The organism is Phytohabitans kaempferiae (assembly GCF_042433955.1).
GTDB classification, from domain to species: Bacteria; Actinomycetota; Actinomycetes; order Mycobacteriales; family Micromonosporaceae; genus Phytohabitans; species Phytohabitans kaempferiae.
Genome location: NZ_JBHLUH010000021.1, coordinates 203,102 through 223,125, shown reverse-complemented (window position 1 = coordinate 223,125; position 20,024 = coordinate 203,102). Strand labels below are relative to the sequence as shown.

15 protein-coding genes are annotated in these 20,024 nt (G+C 73.9%); 7 read left to right on the top strand and 8 right to left on the bottom strand.

Annotated features, from left to right (window positions below; genetic code table 11):
• Positions 1–53 precede the first annotated feature (53 nt).
• The 3 genes from ACFFIA_RS14950 (at position 54) to ACFFIA_RS14940 (ending at position 5,965) form a co-directional block, all read left to right on the top strand.
• Entirely contained in the window at positions 54–2,570 is a 2,517-nt protein-coding gene (locus tag ACFFIA_RS14950) for an ATP-dependent Clp protease ATP-binding subunit (RefSeq protein WP_377251203.1), read from the top strand.
• Positions 2,571–3,104: 534 nt separating this feature from the next.
• Positions 3,105–5,330 (top strand): sensor histidine kinase, encoded by a 2,226-nt coding sequence (locus tag ACFFIA_RS14945; RefSeq protein ID WP_377251201.1) that lies wholly within the window; start codon positions 3,105–3,107, stop codon positions 5,328–5,330.
• Entirely contained in the window at positions 5,330–5,965 is a 636-nt protein-coding gene (locus ACFFIA_RS14940) for a response regulator (protein WP_377251199.1), read from the top strand. The genes ACFFIA_RS14945 and ACFFIA_RS14940 overlap by 1 nt, the downstream gene beginning before the upstream one ends.
• Before the next feature lie 228 nt (positions 5,966–6,193).
• On the opposite strand, the gene ACFFIA_RS14935 is transcribed toward ACFFIA_RS14940, so the two are convergent.
• The 3 genes from ACFFIA_RS14935 to ACFFIA_RS14925 form a co-directional block, all read right to left on the bottom strand.
• Positions 6,194–6,853, bottom strand: a complete 660-nt coding sequence (locus ACFFIA_RS14935) for a hypothetical protein (protein WP_377251197.1) — start codon at positions 6,851–6,853, stop codon at positions 6,194–6,196.
• Between the two features lie 121 nt (positions 6,854–6,974).
• Positions 6,975–8,012: a LacI family DNA-binding transcriptional regulator gene (locus ACFFIA_RS14930; protein WP_377251195.1), complete on the bottom strand. Its 1,038-nt coding sequence runs from the start codon at positions 8,010–8,012 to the stop codon at positions 6,975–6,977.
• A 99-nt stretch (positions 8,013–8,111) separates the two neighbouring features.
• A complete protein-coding gene (locus ACFFIA_RS14925) occupies positions 8,112–9,053 on the bottom strand; it encodes an AraC family transcriptional regulator (protein ID WP_377251193.1) in 942 nt (313 codons plus the stop codon).
• Between the two features lie 100 nt (positions 9,054–9,153).
• On the opposite strand from ACFFIA_RS14925, the gene ACFFIA_RS14920 reads away from it, so the two are divergent.
• Positions 9,154–10,059, top strand: coding sequence for an NADP-dependent oxidoreductase (locus tag ACFFIA_RS14920; protein WP_377251277.1), 906 nt, complete (start codon positions 9,154–9,156; stop codon positions 10,057–10,059).
• On the opposite strand, the gene ACFFIA_RS14915 is transcribed toward ACFFIA_RS14920, so the two are convergent.
• The 3 genes from ACFFIA_RS14915 to ACFFIA_RS14905 form a co-directional block, all read right to left on the bottom strand.
• Positions 10,056–11,588 (bottom strand): alpha/beta hydrolase, encoded by a 1,533-nt coding sequence (locus ACFFIA_RS14915; RefSeq protein WP_377251191.1) that lies wholly within the window; start codon positions 11,586–11,588, stop codon positions 10,056–10,058. The genes ACFFIA_RS14920 and ACFFIA_RS14915 overlap by 4 nt on opposite strands.
• A gap of 28 nt (positions 11,589–11,616) precedes the next feature.
• Positions 11,617–12,744: a cellulose binding domain-containing protein gene (locus tag ACFFIA_RS14910; RefSeq protein ID WP_377251189.1), complete on the bottom strand. Its 1,128-nt coding sequence runs from the start codon at positions 12,742–12,744 to the stop codon at positions 11,617–11,619.
• 66 nt (positions 12,745–12,810) lie between these two features.
• Positions 12,811–13,215: a nitroreductase family deazaflavin-dependent oxidoreductase gene (locus tag ACFFIA_RS14905; protein WP_377251187.1), complete on the bottom strand. Its 405-nt coding sequence runs from the start codon at positions 13,213–13,215 to the stop codon at positions 12,811–12,813.
• Positions 13,216–13,286: 71 nt separating this feature from the next.
• Between ACFFIA_RS14905 and ACFFIA_RS14900 the strand changes: the two genes are divergently transcribed.
• Complete coding sequence (locus ACFFIA_RS14900) at positions 13,287–14,903, top strand: non-homologous end-joining DNA ligase LigD (RefSeq protein WP_377251185.1); 1,617 nt, start codon at positions 13,287–13,289, stop codon at positions 14,901–14,903.
• 230 nt (positions 14,904–15,133) lie between these two features.
• Here the strand turns inward: ACFFIA_RS14900 and ACFFIA_RS14895 are convergent, their stop codons facing one another.
• Positions 15,134–15,751: a DedA family protein gene (locus ACFFIA_RS14895; RefSeq protein WP_377251183.1), complete on the bottom strand. Its 618-nt coding sequence runs from the start codon at positions 15,749–15,751 to the stop codon at positions 15,134–15,136.
• 175 nt (positions 15,752–15,926) lie between these two features.
• On the opposite strand from ACFFIA_RS14895, the gene ACFFIA_RS14890 reads away from it, so the two are divergent.
• Positions 15,927–16,307, top strand: a complete 381-nt coding sequence (locus ACFFIA_RS14890) for a VOC family protein (protein WP_377251181.1) — start codon at positions 15,927–15,929, stop codon at positions 16,305–16,307.
• A 240-nt stretch (positions 16,308–16,547) separates the two neighbouring features.
• On the opposite strand, the gene ACFFIA_RS14885 is transcribed toward ACFFIA_RS14890, so the two are convergent.
• Positions 16,548–16,943 (bottom strand): hypothetical protein, encoded by a 396-nt coding sequence (locus ACFFIA_RS14885; RefSeq protein ID WP_377251179.1) that lies wholly within the window; start codon positions 16,941–16,943, stop codon positions 16,548–16,550.
• Positions 16,944–17,153: 210 nt separating this feature from the next.
• On the opposite strand from ACFFIA_RS14885, the gene fxsT reads away from it, so the two are divergent.
• Positions 17,154–19,994, top strand: coding sequence for an FxSxx-COOH system tetratricopeptide repeat protein (gene fxsT / locus ACFFIA_RS14880; protein WP_377251177.1), 2,841 nt, complete (start codon positions 17,154–17,156; stop codon positions 19,992–19,994).
• Positions 19,995–20,024 lie beyond the last annotated feature (30 nt).

The following is a 20,024-nucleotide window of genomic DNA, read 5'->3' as shown; positions in this document are numbered from 1 at the left end:
GGGTAGCCGGAGCAGGTAGGGAAGCGACACCGGGGACCGGGAGGGTGGCCGAGATGACCAGGGGTTACTGGGAGGCCGGGGGGTTCGGGCAGGACCCGTTCGAGGAGTTCCTGGCGCAGTTCTTCGGCTCGCAGCAGGGGCGGCGGATCGACCTGGCCCGCCTCATGAGCCAGGACGCGCGCGAGCTGATCCAGAACGCCGCGTCCAAGGCGGCCGAGTGGGGCAGCCCGGACCTCGACACCGAGCACCTGCTCTGGGCGATCTGCCAGCGCGACCCGCTGCGCCAGCTCCTGGCCCGGGCCGGCGCGGACCCGGCCGGCCTGGCCGCGGAGATCGAGCAGGAGGTACGGCGGGCCACCCCCCGGGAGGAACCGCCCGCGCTCACGCCGGCCGCCAAGCGGGCGCTGCTCCAGGCGCACCAGGTCTCCCGTACGCTCGGCGCCTCCTACCTGGGGCCCGAGCACATCCTGGTGGCCCTCGTGGTCAACCGCGACTCGGAGGCGGGGCGCATGCTCGCCGCCCGCGGGGTGACGCCCGAGACGCTGCGGCAGGCGGCGCAGGCCCAGGCCCAGGGCGGCCCGACCGCGGCCGCGCCCGCCCCGACCACCGCGACGCCGACCGTGGACCGGTTCGGGCGGGATCTCACCGCGCTCGCCCGCGACGGGAAGATCGACCCGGTGGTGGGGCGGGCGCAGGAGATCGAGCAGTGCGTGGAGGTGCTCGCCCGGCGTACCAAGAACAACCCGGTCCTGATCGGCGAGGCCGGCGTCGGCAAGACGGCGATCGTCGAGGGGCTCGCGCAGCGGATGGTCGACGGTGAGGTGCCGCGCACGCTGACCGACAAGCGCCTGGTGCAGCTCGACCTGACCGGGCTGGTGGCCGGCACGCGGTACCGCGGCGACTTCGAGGAGCGGCTGAAGAACATCATCGACGAGGTACGCGCCAACGCCGACGACCTGATCGTCTTCATCGACGAGATCCACACGGTGGTGGGCGCCGGCTCGGCCGAGGGAGCCACCGACGCGTCCAACATGCTCAAGCCCGCCCTCTCCCGGGGCGAGCTGCACGCGGTGGGGGCGACCACGCTGGACGAGTACCGCCGCTACGTCGAGAAGGACGCGGCGCTGGAGCGGCGCTTCCAGCCCATCCTCGTGCCCGAGCCGAGCGTCGAGGACACGGTGGAGATCCTGCGCGGGCTGCGCGACCGGTACGAGGCGCACCACAACGTGCGCTTCACCGACGAGTCGCTGGTCGCGGCGGCCGAGCTCGCCGACCGGTACCTGACGGACCGCTTCCTGCCGGACAAGGCGATCGACCTCATCGACCAGGCCGGCGCCCGGATCCAGCTGCGCAGCCGCGCGCCGGCGACCGACGTACGCGCGCTGGAACGGCGGATCGAGCAGCTCTGCCGGGACAAGGACCAGGCGGTGGCGGACGAGCAGTACGAGCGGGCCAGCCAGTTGCGCGACGAGGTGAGCGAGCTGCGCCGGCGGATGTCGGAGGCGGACGGCGGGCACAACGGCGTCCCCGAGGTCAGCGCGGAGGACATCGCAGAGGTGGTCTCCCGGGCCACCGGCATCCCGGCCCAGCAGCTCAGCGAGGAGGAGCGGCACCGCCTCGCCAACCTGGAGCAGCGGCTGCACGAGCGGCTGGTCGGCCAGGCGGACGCCGTGAGCGTCGTGGCACAGGCGATCCGCCGCTCGCGTACCGGCCTCGGCGACCCCAACCGGCCGATCGGCAGCTTCCTCTTCCTCGGCCCCACCGGCGTCGGCAAGACCGAGCTGGCCCGGGCGCTGGCCGAGTCGATGTTCGGCGACCAGGACCGGATGGTGCGGCTGGACATGAGCGAGTTCCAGGAACGGCACACGGTCAGCCGCCTGGTCGGCGCGCCGCCCGGCTACGTCGGCTACGAGGAGGCGGGGCAGCTGACCGAGGCGGTACGGCGGCGCCCGTACTCGGTGGTGCTGCTGGACGAGATCGAGAAGGCCCACGAGGACGTCTTCAACCTGCTGCTCCAGGTGCTCGACGACGGCCGCCTCACCGACAGCCAGGGCCGGACGGTCAGCTTCAAGAACACCGTCCTCATCATGACCAGCAACCTCGGCTCCGACCTGATCGGCCAGGAGCAGCCGCTCGGCTTCGTGAGCGAGGCGCGCCGCACCGACCAGGACGTCCGCGACCGCGTGCTGCGGCGGCTGCGGGAGGAGCTGCGGCCCGAGTTCATCAACCGGATCGACGAGATCGTGGTCTTCCAGCGGCTCTCGGCGGACCAGCTCGCCGAGATCACCGACCTGATGCTGGAGCAGACCCGCCGCCGCATGCGGGCCCAGGACATCATCGTGCACTTCACCCGCCCGGCGATCGGCTGGCTGGTCGACCAGGGCTACGAGCCGCAGTACGGGGCCCGCCCGATGCGCCGTACGATCCAGCGCGAAATCGACAACCGCCTCTCCGAGATGCTGCTCGACGGCCGCCTCTCCCCCGGCCACGAGGTCCGGGTCGACGTGGGCGACGAGGGCAAGCCGACCTTCGAGGTGACGCCCCGCCTGGAGCCCGCCCCCACCAGCTAGACCTTCTGCGCCGAGGGACAAATCCAGGCTGCCGCGATGCTCGTCGCGGTCCGGACCCGATGCCACTCAGCCTAAGTCGTCTTGACCGCGGTCCCCCGTGGCGGGGGTAGTGACACGGAAGGCCGGAGGCGAGAGAAAGCACCTCGCGCGGACAGGCCCAAGCGAGCACACCACCAAGATCCCGACAATTTCCCTGTCCTTGCTGCCTCCCGCTGCGGACGAGGCAGCAAGTCCCCGACATTGCTGTCACGCGCCGCCGGTCAGCCCACGGGTCGTGACGCGTCGGCCCTTCGGATAGATCATCTAGGCATCGCGCCCGCTTCAGTGGGGCGACCGCGCCGTCGTCGGGGTCGACGGCGATCGGAGGGGAGCCAGGCCCACACCGCGAGACCAGCATGCCGATCCCGGTCCACGGGTTGGCGTTAGCTCGCCGCGAAAGGAATCACCGTCGGCGTGGCTGGGACTTTGTCCCGGTCAGGCGGGACGCCCGCCGGCTATGGTCGGCCCGGCTGGAGGGGGCGAAGGAGGCGGCGCGTGGGCAGGCGGGTGGCGTGGGCGGCATGCCTGGTCACGGTGGCCGCCGTGGCCGGGGCGATGGCGCTCGGGGCGGTCAACGGGACCGACCCCGGCACGCGGGCCTACCTGGTCTTCGTGGTGAGCTGCGCGGTGGCCGGCGGGCTGGTGGCCGGCGAACGCCCCCGCGAGCCCCTCGGCTGGCTGCTGCTGGGCAGCGCCTTCTCGTTCGGTGTGCTCGAACTCTGCGGCGAGTACGCGGTCCACGGTCAGCTGACCCGGCCGGCCGGCGGGTCGTACCCGGAGATCGCCACCTGGACCGCGACGTGGCTGTGGGTGCCGGCGAACCTCTGTGCCGCGCTGGTCCCGCTCTTCTTCCCCGGCGGCCGGCGCCTCGCGCGGCGCTGGTGGTGGCTGGTCGGGCCGGTGCTGGCGGCCGCCGCCGTGGCGGCGGTACTGAGCGCGCTGCGGCCGGGGACGCCGGACCAGATCCGGGCCTACCCGCAGGTGACCAACCCGCTCGGCGTGGCCGGCCTGGCGGGGGCGGCGGACCTGGCGGGGGCGGTGTTCACGGTGCTGGCCGGGCTGGCGTTCGCCGTGGGCGGCGTCGCGGTGCTGCTGCGCGCGCGGGAGGCCGACGAGGTGCGGCGGCGGCAGGTCAAGTGGGTGGTCTGGGCCCTCGCCGTGGCCGCGGTCGCCGTCGTCGCGCGGCTGGTCGCCGGCCTCACCGACGCCGACGCCGGCTCGCTGTGGCCGCGGGACAGCCTCTTCTGGGAGTACGCCGGCGCGCTCGCTCTCAGCCTCGTGCCGGCCGCCGTGACCGTGGCCGTGCTGCGCCACCGGCTGTACGACATCGACGTCCTGATCAACCGCACGCTCGTCTACACGGTCCTCTCCGCGTGCCTGGTCGGCGGCTACGTGCTCATCGCCGCGTACCTCGGTGCGCTCGTGGGCCGCTCCGGCAGCCGGCCCGTGGCGGTGGTGGCGGCGGCCGCCGTCGCGGTCGGCTTCGCGCCGCTGCGCGAGCGGATCCAGCACGGGATAAACCTGATGCTGTACGGGCGGCGCGAGGACCCCTACGCGGTGCTCGCCCGCCTGGGCCGGCGCCTCGAGCAGGCGGTCACCCCGGCCGGGGTGCTGCCCGTGATCGCCGAGACGGTGGCCGAGACGCTCCGCCTGCGGTACGTCGCCGTCGAGGTCACCGGCGGCGAGCCGGTGGTCTCCGGCACCGCGGACGGTGTGCCCGAGCGGCTCCCGCTGACGTACCACGGCGAGGAGGTGGGCTCGCTCTGGCTGTGGCCCCCGCTCGCGGAGAGCGGCGGGCGCGGGCGGCGCGGCGCGCTCGACCCGCACGTGCTCGCCGACCTCGTGCGGCACGTGGGCGTGGCGGTGCACGCGGTGCGGGAGACGGAACGTTCGGTGGCGCTCTCCGCCGACCTGCAACGCTCCCGCGAGCGCCTGGTCATGGCCCGCGAGGAGGAACGCCGCCGGCTCCGGCGCGACCTGCACGACGGGCTCGGGCCGACGCTCGCCGCGCTGACCATGCGCGCCGAGGCGGCGCAGGACGCCACCGGCGACGAGGCGAAGGCGCTGCTGGCGCGGGTCGTCGACGACGCCGAGTCCGCCGTCGGCGACGTGCGGCGGCTCGTCGAGGGCCTGCGCCCGCCCGCACTGGACAGCCTCGGCCTGGTCGGCGCGCTCCGCGCCCACGTCGCGGGGCTGCCCGCCGGCGCGCCCCGGGTCACCGTCGACGCCGCCGACCCGCTCCCGCCACTGCCGGCCGCGACGGAGGTGGCCGCGTACCGGATCGTGCTGGAGGCGGTCACCAACGTGGTCCGCCACGCCCGCGCCTCGTCCGCCACGGTCACGCTCCGCCTGGCGGACGCGCGCCTGACGCTGGAGGTCGCCGACGACGGCCGAGGCCAGGTCCCCCGGCAGCCCACCGCCACGGGCGCGCCCGCACCTCGCGGCGCGGACGGAGCCGGCCCGGCGGCGAGCGGCGCGGACGGAGCCGGGCCGGCGGCGAGCGGCGCGGACGGAGCCGGCCCGGCGGCGAGCGGCGCGGACGGAGCCGGGCCGGCGGCGAGCGGCGCGGACGGAGCCGGCCCGGCGGCTGGCTCCGCGGGCGGAGTCGGGATCATGTCCATGCGCGAACGGGCGGCCGAGCTGGGCGGCACGCTGACCGTGGTGAGCGGCACCGGCGGCACTCGCGTGCGGGCCGAGCTGCCGGCGGTGACGGAGGAGTGATGGAGAGCATCCGGGCCCTGGTCGTCGACGACCACGCGCCGTTTCGACAGGGGCTGCGGGCGCTGCTCGACACCGTGCCCGACATCGAGGTCGTCGACGAGGCCGCGACCGGTGAACAGGCCCTCGCGCTGGCCCCGGCCGCGCAGCCGGACGTGGTGCTGCTCGACCTCGCGATGCCCGGCATGGGCGGTATCGCCACCACCGAGCGGCTGGTCGCCTCGATGCCCCACGTACGGGTCCTGATCCTCAGCATGGCCGACGACGATGACTCGGTGTTCGCGGCGATGCGGGCCGGCGCGCGCGGCTACGTGCTGAAGGGCGCGCGCAAGGCGGAGCTGGTACGCGCCGTGCGCGCGGTCGCCGCCGGCGAGGCGATCTTCGGGGCGGCCCTCGCCGTACGGCTGGTCGGCTACTTCAACGGGCTCGACCGGCGGCAGGACGCGTTTCCGGAACTGAGCGACCGGGAGCGGCAGATCCTCGGGCTCGTCGGCCAGCACCTGACCAACCCGCAGATCGCGGAGCGGCTGGGCCTGAGCCCGAAGACCGTACGCAACCACGTCTCCAGCATCTTCACGAAGCTCCAGGTCGCCGACCGCGCCCAGGCCATCATCCGCGCCCGCGAAGCCGGCATGTAGCGCGCCTTCGCGAGGCGGGTTCGCCCTTCGCGGGACGCCCGATGGCTGCCCACACCGGCCCGTGTCGCCACGCCGTCCCGCGCACCGCGGAGGGTGAGGCCGCGGGGGGTGACGGTCTGGACCGCGACGGACAGAGCGGTAGCCCAGATCTGTCTCTGGGGTTGGCACGTCCTGCGCCTGTGAGGGCGGGCCGCCGGCGGCCCGCCCCCTTCCCCCCGACCCACCTGGTCAGCGGGGCGCTGGCGCCCGCAGCAGCCGGACCCCGATCGGGACGAGTGCCGCGGCGACGAGGAGCGGCCCGACCGACTGCACGATCGGCGCCTGGCTCGCCACCAGGAACGGCAGCACCAGGCCGGTGACCAGCAGCACCGGCTGCCACCACCCCACGCGGCCGGCCTTGGCCAGCGCGGTGGTCAGCACGATCAGCGCCGGATGCACGAGGAAGCCCGGCAGCAGGAAGCCGTACACGACGCCGGCGTAGCTCCATGCCCGGTCGCTGACCGCGACCGCCTGCTCGTCGGCCACTGACTCGGCGAGGGCGAGGTCGTAGAAGTCGCCCAGCAGCAGCGCCGACCCGTTGATCGCCGCGAACGCGCCGACCAGCCCGGCGATCACCGCGAGGCGGGGCATGCGGTCGTGCAGCAGGTACGCCAGGCCGAGCACGACCGGCACGATGAGGATCGCGCCGTAGTGCAGGAAGATCGCGCTGAGCTGCACGAGCGTCGCGTGTTCCCGGAAGATCGGCGGCTCGTGCGTCTCGCCCGGCGGCGAGGTGAGGAAGCCGAGGAAGTGCAGGCAGGGCCAGCCGATGAGGGCGAGGCCGGCGAGCGGTCGCCAGTACCGGCTGATCGTGCCCGCGGCGGCCGTCGGGGTGTCGAGCGTCGTCATGCCAGGTACGAAACCGCCCGACCGTCCCGGGTCGCGCCGGCGCCGATACCACCGGCCCGGGAAGAAAGTCCCGGCGTCCCCGGCTGGCGTCGCGCTCGCCCGGACGGGGAGCCCGCGCGGGTCAGGCGCGCGGCGGCCCGTGCGTCCCGCGCAGCACCACGTCGGCGGGGAGCACCACCGACTCGGGCGCAGCCGGGGCGTCCGTCCCGATCTGGGCGAGGAGCAGCCGCACCGCCTCGGCGGCCATGCGGCCGGGGTCGTGGCGCACGGTGGTCAGCGCATACGGCTCCAACCCCGCCATCGGCACGTCGTCGTAGCCGGTCACGGTCACCTCGCCGGGCACGTCGACGCCGCGCATCCGGGCCTCGTGCAGCACGCCGAGCGCGATCGTGTCGCTGGCGCAGAGGATCGCGGTCGGCCGCCGGGCCGCGCCGAGCAGGGCCTGGGCCGCGGCGACGCCGGTCGCGTGGTCGTACCCGCCGCGCAGCACGCGCGTGCGCACCGCACGCACACCGGCGAGGACGCCGCGGAAGCCGGCCTCCCGGTCGAGGCTTGTGCGCATCCTGCGCGGGCCGAGCACCAGCGCGACCTCGGTGTGCCCGAGGCCGGCGACCACCGAGGCGATCTCGGCCGCCCCCTGGCGGTGGTCGGCCCCGCAGCTCGGATGCCCGTCGGCCGGGGCGAGGCGGTTGACCAGCACGTGCGGCACGCCGCTCGCGGCGAGGCGGCGCGGGACGGTCGAACCGCTGTGCGCGGCGAGCACCACGCCGTCAACCGAGCCGTCGGTGACCTGCGCGAGTACGGCCGTGTCGGCCGCCTCGGCGAGCAACGTCGTGCGGTAGCCGGCCGCGGTCAGTGCCTGGTGCAGCGGCACGACGAGCTGCGGCTGGCACGGGTCGAGCAGGTCGTCCGGGCTGGCGACCACCGCGATCCGCCGCGTGCGCCCCCGGCGCAGCGCGCGGCCGGACTCGAGCGGCACGTACCCCAGCTCCTCCGCCACCTTCCGCACGCGGTCGCGCGTGGCCGGGGAGACCTGCGGGTGACCGGCCAGCGCCCGGGAGACCGTCGGCTGCGAGACGCCGGCGACCCTGGCGACGTCTTTGCTGGTCGGTACCCGGCTCATGGGCGGCCCCTCGACGTGCATACGTATGCGGATCACCGTGGCCCTCCGTCGTGCCGAGGAGGGGTGGATACGATTTCTGGGGAGCAGCCTAGACGCCGCACGGGCCGACGTGAAAAGCGACGCCGCACGCCGGGCTCAGCCGAGTCGCCCTCGCCGGTAGCGGCCGGGGGCCACACCGTAGCGGCGCTTGAACGCCGTGGCGAAGGCGAACTCGGACGCGTAGCCGACCCGCGCGGCGACCGCGCTCAGCGGCGCGTCCGACACGGTGAGCAGCCGGGCCGCGGTGGTCATCCGCCACCAGGTCAGGTACGCCAGCGGCGGCTGCCCGACCAGCGCGGCGAAGCGGCGGGCGAACGGCGCCCGGGAGAGCCCCGCCTCGGTGGCGAGCGACGCGACCGTCCACGGATGGGCCGGGTCGCGGTGCATCGCCTGGAGCGCGGCGGCGATCGGCGGGTCGTTGAGCGCCGCCGCCCAGCCACCGCCCGGCCTGGTCGCGGCGCCGCCTACCGGCACCTGCCCCTCCAGCCAGGCGCGCAGGATGTGCAGCAGCATCGTGTCGAGGAGCGCGGGGACGATCGCGTCGGTGCCGAGGCGGGGCCGGGCCAGCTCGCCGGCGAGCAGGTCGACGGTGGCGCGCAGGTCGGGGTGGCGGCCGAGGTGCGCCGGCAGGTGGATCAGCTCGGGCAGGTCGCGCAGCAGCGGATGGGCGCGGGCGGCGTCGAGCTGGTAGCCGCCGCAGAGGGTCACGGTCGTCGGATCGTCCACTGTGTCGTCGGCGTACCGGCGCAGCGCCCGCGGGTCGCCGGGGTCGCAGGCGGGCGCGACCGGCGCGGTCGCCGGGCTGTCGGCGAGCGTGTGCCCGCGCCCGTGCGGGCGGAAGACCACGTCGCCCGGCGCCAGCGCCAGCGGCTCGCCGTCCGGGCGGAGCAGCCAGCACGGCCCGCGCAGGACCACCTGGAAGCCGGCACCGCCCGGCATCGACGCGAACTCCTGCGCCCACGGCGCCCGCCACGCCAGCCGCGCCGAGCGGGGCTCGCCGGTGCGCATCACCGTGATCACGTCGCTGAGCACGTCCATCCAACCGAGGGTATCGCCATCGAGACGATCGCGTATCAAACAGGGATCTGGCAGCATGGTCCGTCTCCGCAGGCCGCAATATGTTCGTCGGGTGCGAGCCATGCGAATCCACCGGTACGGCGACGCGTCCGCGATCCAGGCCGACGACGTCCCCCGCCCCGCGCCCGCTCCCGGCGAGGTGCTCGTCCGGGTCGCCGGGACCTCCTTCAACCCATCCGAAATCGGCTGGCGGAGCGGGCTGCTGCGCGCGGTGGCCGAGCTGGACCTGCCCTGGACGCTCGGCGGCGAGGTCTCCGGCACGGTCGTCGAGGCCGGCGCCGGCGTGACCGCACTCGCGCCCGGCGACCGCGTGGTGGGGCGGGTCGACGACGGGGGCGCGGCCGCCGAGTACCTCACCGCGCCGGCGAGCACGCTCGTCGCGGCGCCCGCCGCCGCCCCTCTCGCGCACGCCGCCGCGCTTCCCATCGCCGGGCTCACCGCGTGGCAGGCGGTGTTCGAGCACGCCCGGATCGCCCCGAGGCAGCGCGTGCTGGTCAACGGCGCGGGCGGCGGGGTGGGCGGGTTCGCGGTGCAGCTCGCCAAGCACGCCGGCGCGTACGTGATCGCCACCGCCAGCGGGCGCAGCGCCGAGGCGGTCCGCGCGCTCGGTGCCGACCAGATCGTCGACTACACGGCGGGGCCGCTGGCCGACGCGCTCGACGAGCCGGTCGACGCGCTCCTCCATCTCGTACCGGCCAGTGGGAAGAAGGCCGCCGCGCTGGTACGGCCGGGCGGCGTGGCCGTCTCCGCGACCGTGCCGCTGCCGGCCGCCGCCGGTACGCGCGCCGTGCACTTCGTCGCCCGGAACGACACCGACCAGCTCGCCGCGCTCGTGGCGCTCGTGGACGCCGGCGCGGTACGCGTGGACGTCGCCGCGACCCGCCCGCTCACCGACCTGGCCGCCGTGCACCGCGAGGCGGAGGCCGGCCTGCTGCGCGGCAAGACGATCCTCACGCCGTGTGGTTAGTACGGGAACGCGGGCGCGGCGGGCCAGGTGGTGAGCGAGCGGGCGGCCGGCGGCGGGGCGGGCTCGATGCCCGGGCAGTGCGTGCCGCGCGCGGGGAGCCGCCGGGTGAGCAGGTACCGGTCGACCGCCCCGGCGACGCAGTCACCGCGCGGATAGGCCCCGTGCCCCCAGCCGTCGTACGTGAGCAGCACGCCCTCGCGGCCGAGCTGGCGGGCCGCACCGAGCGCCCGCTCGTAGCCGGTCGCCGGGTCGTGCCGCGCGTTGAGCAGCAGGAGCGGCGTGTCGAGGCCGCGTACGCGCGCCGGCCGCTGCGGGTTGGCGATCGGGGCCGGCGTGCCGAGGCAGCCCACCGCGAACGACAGCGCCGGCGGCCCGTACCGCATCTCCGGCGCGATCCGGGCGAGGCGGTCGACGTGCCCGGCGAACTCGCGGTGGTCGCGGATCGGCAGGCGCCAGTCGGCACAGAAGATGGCGAGCGGCGGGAACGGGACCACCTGCGGCTCGCTCCGCGCCGCCGGCGCCGCGCCGCCCGCCACCGGCGCGCCACTGTCTAGATCGGACAGTAGCCGCGCCAGCCCGTACCAGTCCGGCGAATAGAACGCGACGAAGACCCGAGTGATCAGGTCTTCCGGCCGCAGCGGGACGGTCGGGTCGGGCGGGTACGGGATCTCGCCGCGCCCGGCCCGCTCGAGCAGCCGGTGCCACACCGCGCGGACGTCCCGGCCGTGCAGCGCGCTGCCGGGCGTGCGGTCGCTCCACTTGACGAACTCGTCGAACGAGTCCTGCGCGCTCGCCGCCTCGGTGTCCAGGAAGCCGCGAGTGCCGAGGCTGTGGTCGAGGTTGCTGTCCGAGACGATCGCGCGGACCCGGTGCGGGAAGAGTTCGGCGTAGAGCTGCGCGTTGAGCGTGCCGTACGAGAGGCCGTAGTAGGTGAGCTTGGCGTCGCCGAGCGCGGCGCGGAGCGCGTCCATGTCGCGTACGACGCTGAGCATGTCGACGTGGTCGAAGAGCGGACCGGTACGTGCCCGGCAGTCGGCGCGCAGCCGCGCGTTGAACGCCAGCCGCGCCTCGAAGTCGGCCTGGCTGGCCATGAACAGCGACGGCACCTGGGCGACCAGCTCGGCCGAGCAGAGCACCGGCGTGCTCGCGCCCACGCCGCGCGGGTCCATCCCGACGATGTCGAAGCGGCGGCGGATCTCCGGGCTGAACGTGCCGGCGCCGGCGATCGCGAAGTCCCGCCCGGAGCCGCCCGGCCCGCCCGGGTTGACCTGGAGCGAGCCGATGCGGGCGGAGGGGTCGGTGGCGGGCCGCCGCGCCACGGCCACGTCGATCTTCGGCCCGCGCGGGCGCGACCAGTCAACCGGTACCCGGAGCGTGCCGCACTGGGCGGTCGGATCCTCCGGGCACGAGCGCCAGGCGATGGCCGGCGGACGGCCGGCGGACGCCACCGCGGTGTCCGCCACGGCGACCGGTGTGGCCAGCGCCGCGATCGCCAGCGCGACCGCGGGCAGGCGCCTTCTCCTCCGCATTCTGGCGTCCTCCCCCGTGGAGCCCGATTCAGGTGACCAGGCAGTTCGATCCGTTGAGCGTGAAGGCGGTCGGTGCCGTGTTGCTGGTGTTCCACGTCCCCTGCATGCCGAAGGTGACGCTGCCGCCGATCGGGATGGCGTGGTTCCAGCCGGCGTTCTGGGCGGTCACGACCGCGCCGGTCTGCGTGACCCGCGCGCTCCACGCGGACGTGACCCGCTGGTCACCGGGGAACACGTAGCTCAGCGTCCAGCCGTCGATCGCCGCCGCCGGGCTGCTGTTGTGGATCGTCACCGAGGCGACGAAGCCACCGGTCCACTGCGACTGTGTCGTGTAGACGACCCGGCAGACCCCCGGGTCGACCGGCGGGTTGGTCGCGCCCTGGACGGTGACCGTGGTGGTGACCGCGGACAGGTTGCCCGCCGCGTCGCGCGCCCGTACGTAGAAGAGGTTGCGCCCCGGGCCGAGCGGCACCGTGTGGCTGGTGCCGGTGACGGTCGCCAGCAGCGTCGAGAGCCAGAGCCCGTCGAACTTGTAGACGTCGTATCCGGTGACGCCCACGTTGTCGGTGGCGGGCGACCAGGAGAGCCGGGCGGTGAGGGCGGTCTGGCTGGCGAGGCTGAAACCGGGCGGCGTACCCGGTGGGACGGTGTCCGGACCGGTGTCGGTGTTGGGCGTGACGACGGTGACCGCGTCGGAGCTCGCCGAGCGGCGGCCCATGGTGTCCCGCGCGGCGACCCGGAAGCTGTACTGCCTGGTCGGCGCTATGTTGGCCGTGATCGTCGCGGTGGTCACGTCGCCGACGCTCACCGTCCAGACGATGTCGTTGTACGCCTGGATGTACGTGATCTCGTAGCCGGCGATCGCGCAGCAGCCGCGGGTCGAGGCGGTCCAGGTGAGCGTCACCGACCCGGTGCGGACCTCGGTGGCGGTCAGGTTGGTCGGCGCGCTCGGCGGGAACGGCGACGTGCCGGGCGTGCCCGGTGTCGTCGGGATGGTGGGCGGCGACGTGTAGAGGGCGACGCCCGTCACGGGCATCGCGCTCGCCCCCGGTACGGCGACGACGAGCGCCCCGAACGCGGCTGCCGGCAGGAGGATGGCCGCCAGCAGACCCGGCAGCAGACGACGGAGGGCCGCGGTGGAACGCACGCCTGGCATGTTCCGACAATGCGCCAGCCATCGACAGACGTCAAGGTGTACCCCTCGAAAGCCGCTCGAATCCCGCTAGTGCGGTGTCCGCCGACCTTTACCGGCTTCGGCGGGGCGAAGGTGCAGGAACTCGGTCACGCCGATGGCCGCCAGGATCGGGCGCACCGGTGCGGGCACCGCGCGGCGGCGCGCGTCGTGGACCAGGCGCGGCTCGGCCAGCCGCACCGGGCGGCGCCGGATCTCCACCACGCAGCCGCCCGCCGCCAGCACGTTGCGGGTCCAGTCCCCCACGCCGTAGGTGAGGGCCACCACGTACCCATCGGGGGTGTGGAAGATGTTGACCGGCGTGCGGTAGACACGGCCGCTGCGGCGGCCTCTGTGCACGACGATGCCGAAACCGGGCAGGACCTGCGCGATCGGCCCCAGGACCCGGTTGCTCACCACGCGGTTGATCCGGGCCAGCCGCCGGGGAAGCACCACGCGCCCACCATACGCGCGTTCAGCTCCCGCCGCCGGTGGTAGCCGGCGTCCGCCGTGGGTAAGGAGTCGGCATGGCGCCGACCAGGTCCAGGGCGCGGCGCGGGGACACGCTCGACGAGTACCGGCGCAAGCGCGACTTTTCGCGTACACCGGAGCCGGCGGGCGCGACCGCGGAGCGCGACGGCGGTACGGGCCGGTTCGTGGTGCAGCGGCACCGGGCCCGCCAGCTGCACTACGACTTCCGCCTGGAGATCGCGGGCGTGCTGGCGAGCTGGGCGGTGCCCAAGGGTCCGACGCTGGATCCGGGCGTACGCCGCGCCGCGTTCCACGTCGAGGACCATCCGATCGAGTACATCGACTTCGAGGGGATCATCCCGGCCGGCGAGTACGGCGGCGGCGACGTCATCGTGTGGGACGCCGGCACGTGGCGCGCGGCCGGCGATGTCGACGATCCGGCGCGGGCGCTGGCCGACGGTGAGCTGCACCTCGACCTGTACGGCGAGAAGCTGCGCGGCCGCTTCGTCCTCGTCCGCACGCGGCGCGACAGCCGCGACCGGGAGCAGTGGCTGCTGCTGCACAAGCGGGACGAGTTCGCTAAGGGCGGCTGGGATCCGGAGGACCATCCGCGCTCGGTGCTGACCGGGCGTACCAACGACGAGGTGCGGGCCGACCCGGACCGGATGTGGCGGTCGGACCAGCCGGCCTCGCGCGCCGCCGTACTCCTCAAGCCTCTGGCCGACCCGGCCCGCGACGACGAACTGCGGGAGCTGGACGGCATCGGGGCCAAGGGCAGGTGGCACGTCTTCGGCCGCGACCTGCGAGTGACCAACCTGGACAAGGTGCTCTTCCCGCCCCGGCCCGGCGAGGAGCCGGTGACCAAGCGCGAACTGCTCCGGTACGCGGCCCGCATCGCGCCGACCGTGCTGCCGTACCTGACCCGCCGCGCCTTCAACATGCACCGCTACCCCAACGGGGCGCAGACGAAGGGCTTCTGGCACAAGGAGCTGCCACGCCACGCGCCGGACTGGCTGCCGCGCTGGGACAACCCCGACGCCGACCCGGGCGAGACCCGGACGTACCTGGTGGTCGACGAGCCCGCCGCGCTGGTGTGGGCGGCCAACTTCGGCGCGCTGGAGTGGCACGCTTGGACCTCCACAGTGGACCATCCGGACCGTCCTACCTGGGCACTGATCGACCTCGACCCCGGCGAGCGCACCACCTGGGACGACCTGCTCGCCCTCGCCCGCCTGCACCGCACCGCGCTGGAGCACGTGGGCGTACACGCCCTGCCGAAGGTGACCGGCCGGCGCGGCATCCAGATCTGGGTACCGATCGCCCCCGGCCCCGACTTCGCCGCCACGCGCGCCTGGGTCGAACGCCTCTCCCGCACCGTCGGCGCCGTGGTGCCCGACCTGGTCAGCTGGAAGTGGCAGGTCGACGAGCGCGAGGGCCGGGCGCGGCTGGACTACACGCAGAACGCGGTCAACAAGACACTCGTCGCGCCGTACAGCCCCCGCCCCGCGCCCGGCGCCCCGGTCTCGGTGCCGATCGATTGGGACGAGCTGGACGACCCGGCGCTGCGCCCGGACGGGTTCACCATCCGTACGGTGTTCGACCGGATCGCCGAGCGGGGCGACCGCTTCCGTGACCTCCTCGCCCAGCCCCAGAAGCTGCCGCCGCTGGAGTGACGCGCACCTCGGCGACCCCGGCAACCTGGCGGGGCGGCCGCCGCGCCGCGACGCCTCGGCGATGGAGCTGACCCGCCTCGCCGCGGTCGCCGTCACGCGCCTGTGCACGGCCGCCTCCCCCCGCTGCTGACCGCCGCGGCACGGCGGACGGCCGGCGGGGCGGGGTCGGGCTCACCATCGGCGCGCCGCGGCGGCTGGACGGCTCACCTCCGGTGGGCGGCGAGGCGGGCTCACTCCTGGTGGGGGCGGCGCGCGACCCGCCGCGCCACGGCGACCACCGCGAGCGCGACGACGATGGCCGCCACGATCAGCAGCACGATCCGGCCGAAGACGCTTTCGACCTTCCGCCACGAGCCGCCCGCCAGGTAGCCCACCAGCACGGTGGTGACGGCCCAGGTCACGCCGCCCAGGACATTCCAGACCAGAAACCGGAGGTATCGCATCCGGGTGGCCCCGGCGAGGGCGGGCACCAACGCGCGGCCGAAGCCGATCCACCGCCCCAGGAAGACGGAAGCACCGCCGTAGCGCCTCATGAACGCCTCCGCCCGGCTCCACCGCGAGGCCTTGACCGCCCGCCCCAGCCGCGTCGACCGCAGCCGCGGCCCCAGGTGCCGCCCCACCTGGTATCCCACCGTGTCGCCGAAGACCGCGCCGGCGACCCCGCACGCCATGACCGCCGCCACGTCGACGTGCCCCAGCCCGGCCAGCACACCACCGAAGAGCAGGACGGTCTCCCCCGGCAGGAAAACGCCCGCGAAGATCGCCGCCTCCGCCCAGACCACGCCGAATACGATCAGGTAGACGACCCAACCGGCGGTGCCCGCGAGCCACTGCTCCAGCCCGCTCATCGGGCCACCAACCGCCCCCGGCACACGGCGCCGAGCGCGGACGCGGACGGTAGTGGCGTGGGCACAGCTCGACACTACGACGCGGCCCGCCGTGCCGGAGCCGATCCGCCGGGCCGCCCGGCAGGCCGGTGTCGAACGCGACCCGGCGCCGTCCGTCAGCAGAGTGGAGGCGACCATGTTTGACCAACTCTTTCCGATCCTGACCACGACCGACCTGCCCGCCGCGCTGCGGTTCTACCGCGACCTGCTGGGCGCCGAGGTGACCTACCAGTTTCCGCCCGAGGGCGAGCCCGACTACGTCGCGCTGGAGCTGGGCCAGTCGCATCTGGGCATCGGCCGCCAGGACCAGCCCGCCGACCTCGCCAACGACCGGATCACGCTGTGGGCCTACGCCGACGACTGCGACGTCGCGCTCGCCAGGCTCCGCGCCGCCGGCGTGCCGGTGCTCCAGGAGCCGGTGGACCAGCCCTGGGGCGAGCGCATGGCCACGGTGGCGGACCCGGACGGCAACCCCGTCATCGTCGCCTCCCGGCCGCCGGAGAGCGGACCGAGGTAGCGGGCCCCGCGCCGGAGGCGCGGGTCCTGGCATCCGAGGTGGGAGCGCCAAATCTCGGCTGCCGGGCTGGGACGGTCGCATGTAGACACTCCTCGGCGCGCGGGACGTTCACATGGCATCGACGGTATGGCCGCATGAGTGGTATCCCGCCTACCCCCTCGGGGGGACGACAGACGAAGGCGGAACCCGATCCGTGATCGGGTTCCGCCGGCGATCGTGCACAAGTGCGGCCTGCCGGGGCTATCCCGCCGTCCCTCCCTGAGGGGACGGCCAGCGGACGTTCATGCCGACCCCGGTAAGGAGCCCGCGAACCGACAATTGGAAGTGCGCTGCCGCACCTTCGGCGGAATTTTCCGTACCCGATTGGGTGTTGTCCGTTTCCAATTCACGGCGGCGGTCCGCAAACGCGTCGGGTCGCGCCCGCGTCGCCCCTTCCTTCCTTCGCATCGGTGCCCTCCGCCGCAGCGATATCGCGATTTGCATGCCGCAGCAGGCCGCTACCAGGTCAATTACCACCTTCTCCGCTGCCGTGCCCAGGATGCCCACCGAGATCAGAAGGATGCCGGTAACAAGGACCGCCAGGAACCCCATCACGTCGAATCGCCTGGCCAGGCTGGCCGGAAGCCGGATGTCCATCACGCTACTCCTGTCTGGGACGGACCTTCTGCTTCGATGCTGCGGCACCAGCGAGCCCAAAGATCAGTTCTTGCCGTGACCCTTCAAAGGTTTACGGGTGTTCCTGGGCGTGCGTCCGTATGGAATGCTGTCCCTGCCAGAAATTGACGGTAGTTGGCAGCCGTTGGGCCCAGCCCGAAGGCACCGATATGTGGATCAGGGAGTGTGGCGGTGGCGCAGACCCTCGTCGCCGAGCTGCAACTGCTCTACCGCGCTGCCGGTCGCCCGTCATACCGCCGGATCAGCACCGAGATCCGCAAGCAAAACCACATGCCAGACACCGTCAGCCACGAGACGGTGAGCGCCATCCTCCGCGGCGACGGCCTGGCCCGCTGGTCCAAGGTGGAGTGTGTGGTGCGCTACCTGGCCGCGCTGGCCGTCCACCACCCCGACGTGGCGGACGAGGTCCGGCGGTTTCACGCGCTCTGGCTGGCCGCCTCCGACGAGGCCGCCCGCGGCGGGTCGACCAGCACCAGCCCCGAGCTGCCCGAGCCGCGGCTGGACACGCGGCCCTTCTTCGAGGTCCCGCCCGACCTCCCGGCCGTCCCGCCCAGCGTCACGCCGGTGGGCCCGGCACCACACCGCAATCCGGGCTTCACCGGCCGGGCGGAGGTGCTGAAGCTGATCGAGACCCGCATGGTTGGTGAGCCCTGGCAGCCGCTGATCCTGTACGGGCTCGGTGGTGTCGGCAAGACCCAGCTCGCGGTGGAATACCTGCACCGGCACGCCGACAAGTACGACCTGGTCTGGTGGATCACCGCGGAGGAGCGGTCCCAGGCGACGGCGTCGCTGGCCGCCCTGGGCGAGCGGCAGGACTGGCCGATCAGCCGCGACATGGGGCAGACCGTGAGCATGGTGCTCAGCCGGCTGGAGGCGGGCGGGCTGCGGTGGCTGATCATCTTCGACAACGCCGGCAGCCCCGACGACCTCCTGAGCCTCGTGCCGACCATGGGCGGCCACGTCATCGTGACCACGCGAGACGCCGCCTGGCTCGATCGGGGGCGCCCGGTCGAGGTCGACGTCTTCACCCGCCGAGAGAGCATCGAGCTGCTGCGCGCCCGCGGACACGAGATCGACTTCGACGACGCCGACCAGCTCGCCGACCGCCTCGGCGATCTGCCACTGGCGCTCGAACAGGTGGCCGCGATGCAGTCGGCGACCAGGACCCGGGTCCAGGAATACCTCCGCCAGCTTGACGAACGCGCGGTCAGCCTGCTCGCGGCGGCCCGGCCGGGCGACTACCAGGCGACCGTGGCCACCGCGTTCGCCGTGGCGGCCGACCGGGTCCGGGAGGAGTCCTCGGCCGCCGCCCAGCTACTGGAGCTGCTGTCCTGCCTGGGCGCGGAGCCGATCTCACTGTCCCTGCTGCGCAGCGCCAGCGGCCAGCTTCCGCCACCGCTGGGCCGGATGCTGGATCAGCCCGTCCCGCTCAACGACGCCATCTGGCTGTTGCGCCGATACGGGCTGATCAAGGTGCTCGACGAGGGACAGACCCTCCAGGTGCACCGGTTGGTGCAGACGATCGTGCGCGACACTCGGCCCGCGGAGTCGCGCGGGCAGGCGTTCACGAGCGCCTGCCAGCTGTTGGCCGAGGCAAACCCCTGCAATCCCACCGAGCCGCTGACCTGGGACATGTACGCGCAGATCGGCCCCCACCTGCGCCCCGCCCGGATCATCGAGGCCGCCGACGCGGCGAGTCGACAGGTCGTGATCGACCAGGCCACCTACCTCTACGAGATCGGCGACTTCGACGGCAGCCGGCGGCTCAGCAACGACGCGTGGACGGCGTGGCGGCAGCAGGCCAACGCCGACAGCGAGCAGGCGTACGCGTGCCTTCGCCGGCTCGTCGCCGCCCTCTTCGCCGTCGGGCGCCACGGCGAGTCCCGCCGCCTCGCCGAAGAGGCGTGGAACAACCTGGTGACCCATCCCGACTACGGCCCGGACCATCCCACGACCCTCGAGTTCGCCGATGCGTTGGCCGTGGCACGTCGGATCTCCGGCGACTACACCGAAGCGCTGCGGCTCGACGAGGAGCGCGTCGAGCGCTACGCGAGGAGCCGTGGCGAAGACGACCGCTACACCGGAAGCGCCCGAAACAACCTCGGGGCCAGCCTGCGCGCCCTCGGCGACTTCCGCGCGGCCCTCGACATCGACACCGCGCTGGTCGCCGCCCGCCGCCGCGCCCTCGGCCCGGACCACCAGCGCACGCTGCTCTCCATCTCCAACCTCGCCCGGGATCTGTACGGGCTGGGGCGCTACGCGGAGGCGCTGGAGACACAGCGGGCCTCCTGGCCGGCATACCGCGACCGGCTGGGCGACCGCCATCCGCTCGTACTCGCGGCGTGGCGCACGATCGTGCTGGGGTTGCGCAAGACCGGCCACGTCGCGACGGCGCTGGAGGAGGGACGCCGGCTCTACCTGGTCAGCCAGGGTCACCTCGGCTCCGACCACGACCTCAGCCTCGCGGCGATGATGACGTACGCCAACACGCTCTGCGCCGTGGGCAACGTCAGCCAGGCCTGGAGCCTCTCCACCGAGGCGGTCGACCGCTACCGCCGGCGGTTCGGCGAGCGAAACCCGCTGACGCTCGCGGCGGCGGCAAACCAGGCGATCGTCCTGCGCGCCATGGGCGAGCGGCGCCGGGCCCGCCACATGGGCGAGAGCTGTTTGTACGCGCTCCGCCAAGCACTCGGCCAGGATCATCCGTACGTGATCGCGGCGGCCATCGGCGTGGGAAACGACCTCGCCCTCGCCCACGAGGAAGACAACGCGCAGCGGCTGCTCGCCCGGACGCTCGACGATACCCGCCGGGTCCGCGGCGAGCGCCACGCCGACACTCTGACCTGCGCGATCAACCTCGGCATCGTGTTGCGGAGGGACGATCCGGCCGCGGGCCTGCTGAGTTCGAGCCTCCAGGAGCTACGGGAGGTGTTGGGGGACGATCACCCACTCGTCACCGCCGCCGTCGACGGGCGACCCGGCGAGTGCGAAATCGAACCCCCGCCCGTATAGATCCCGGCCCTCGGGGAGGATTACGAGATG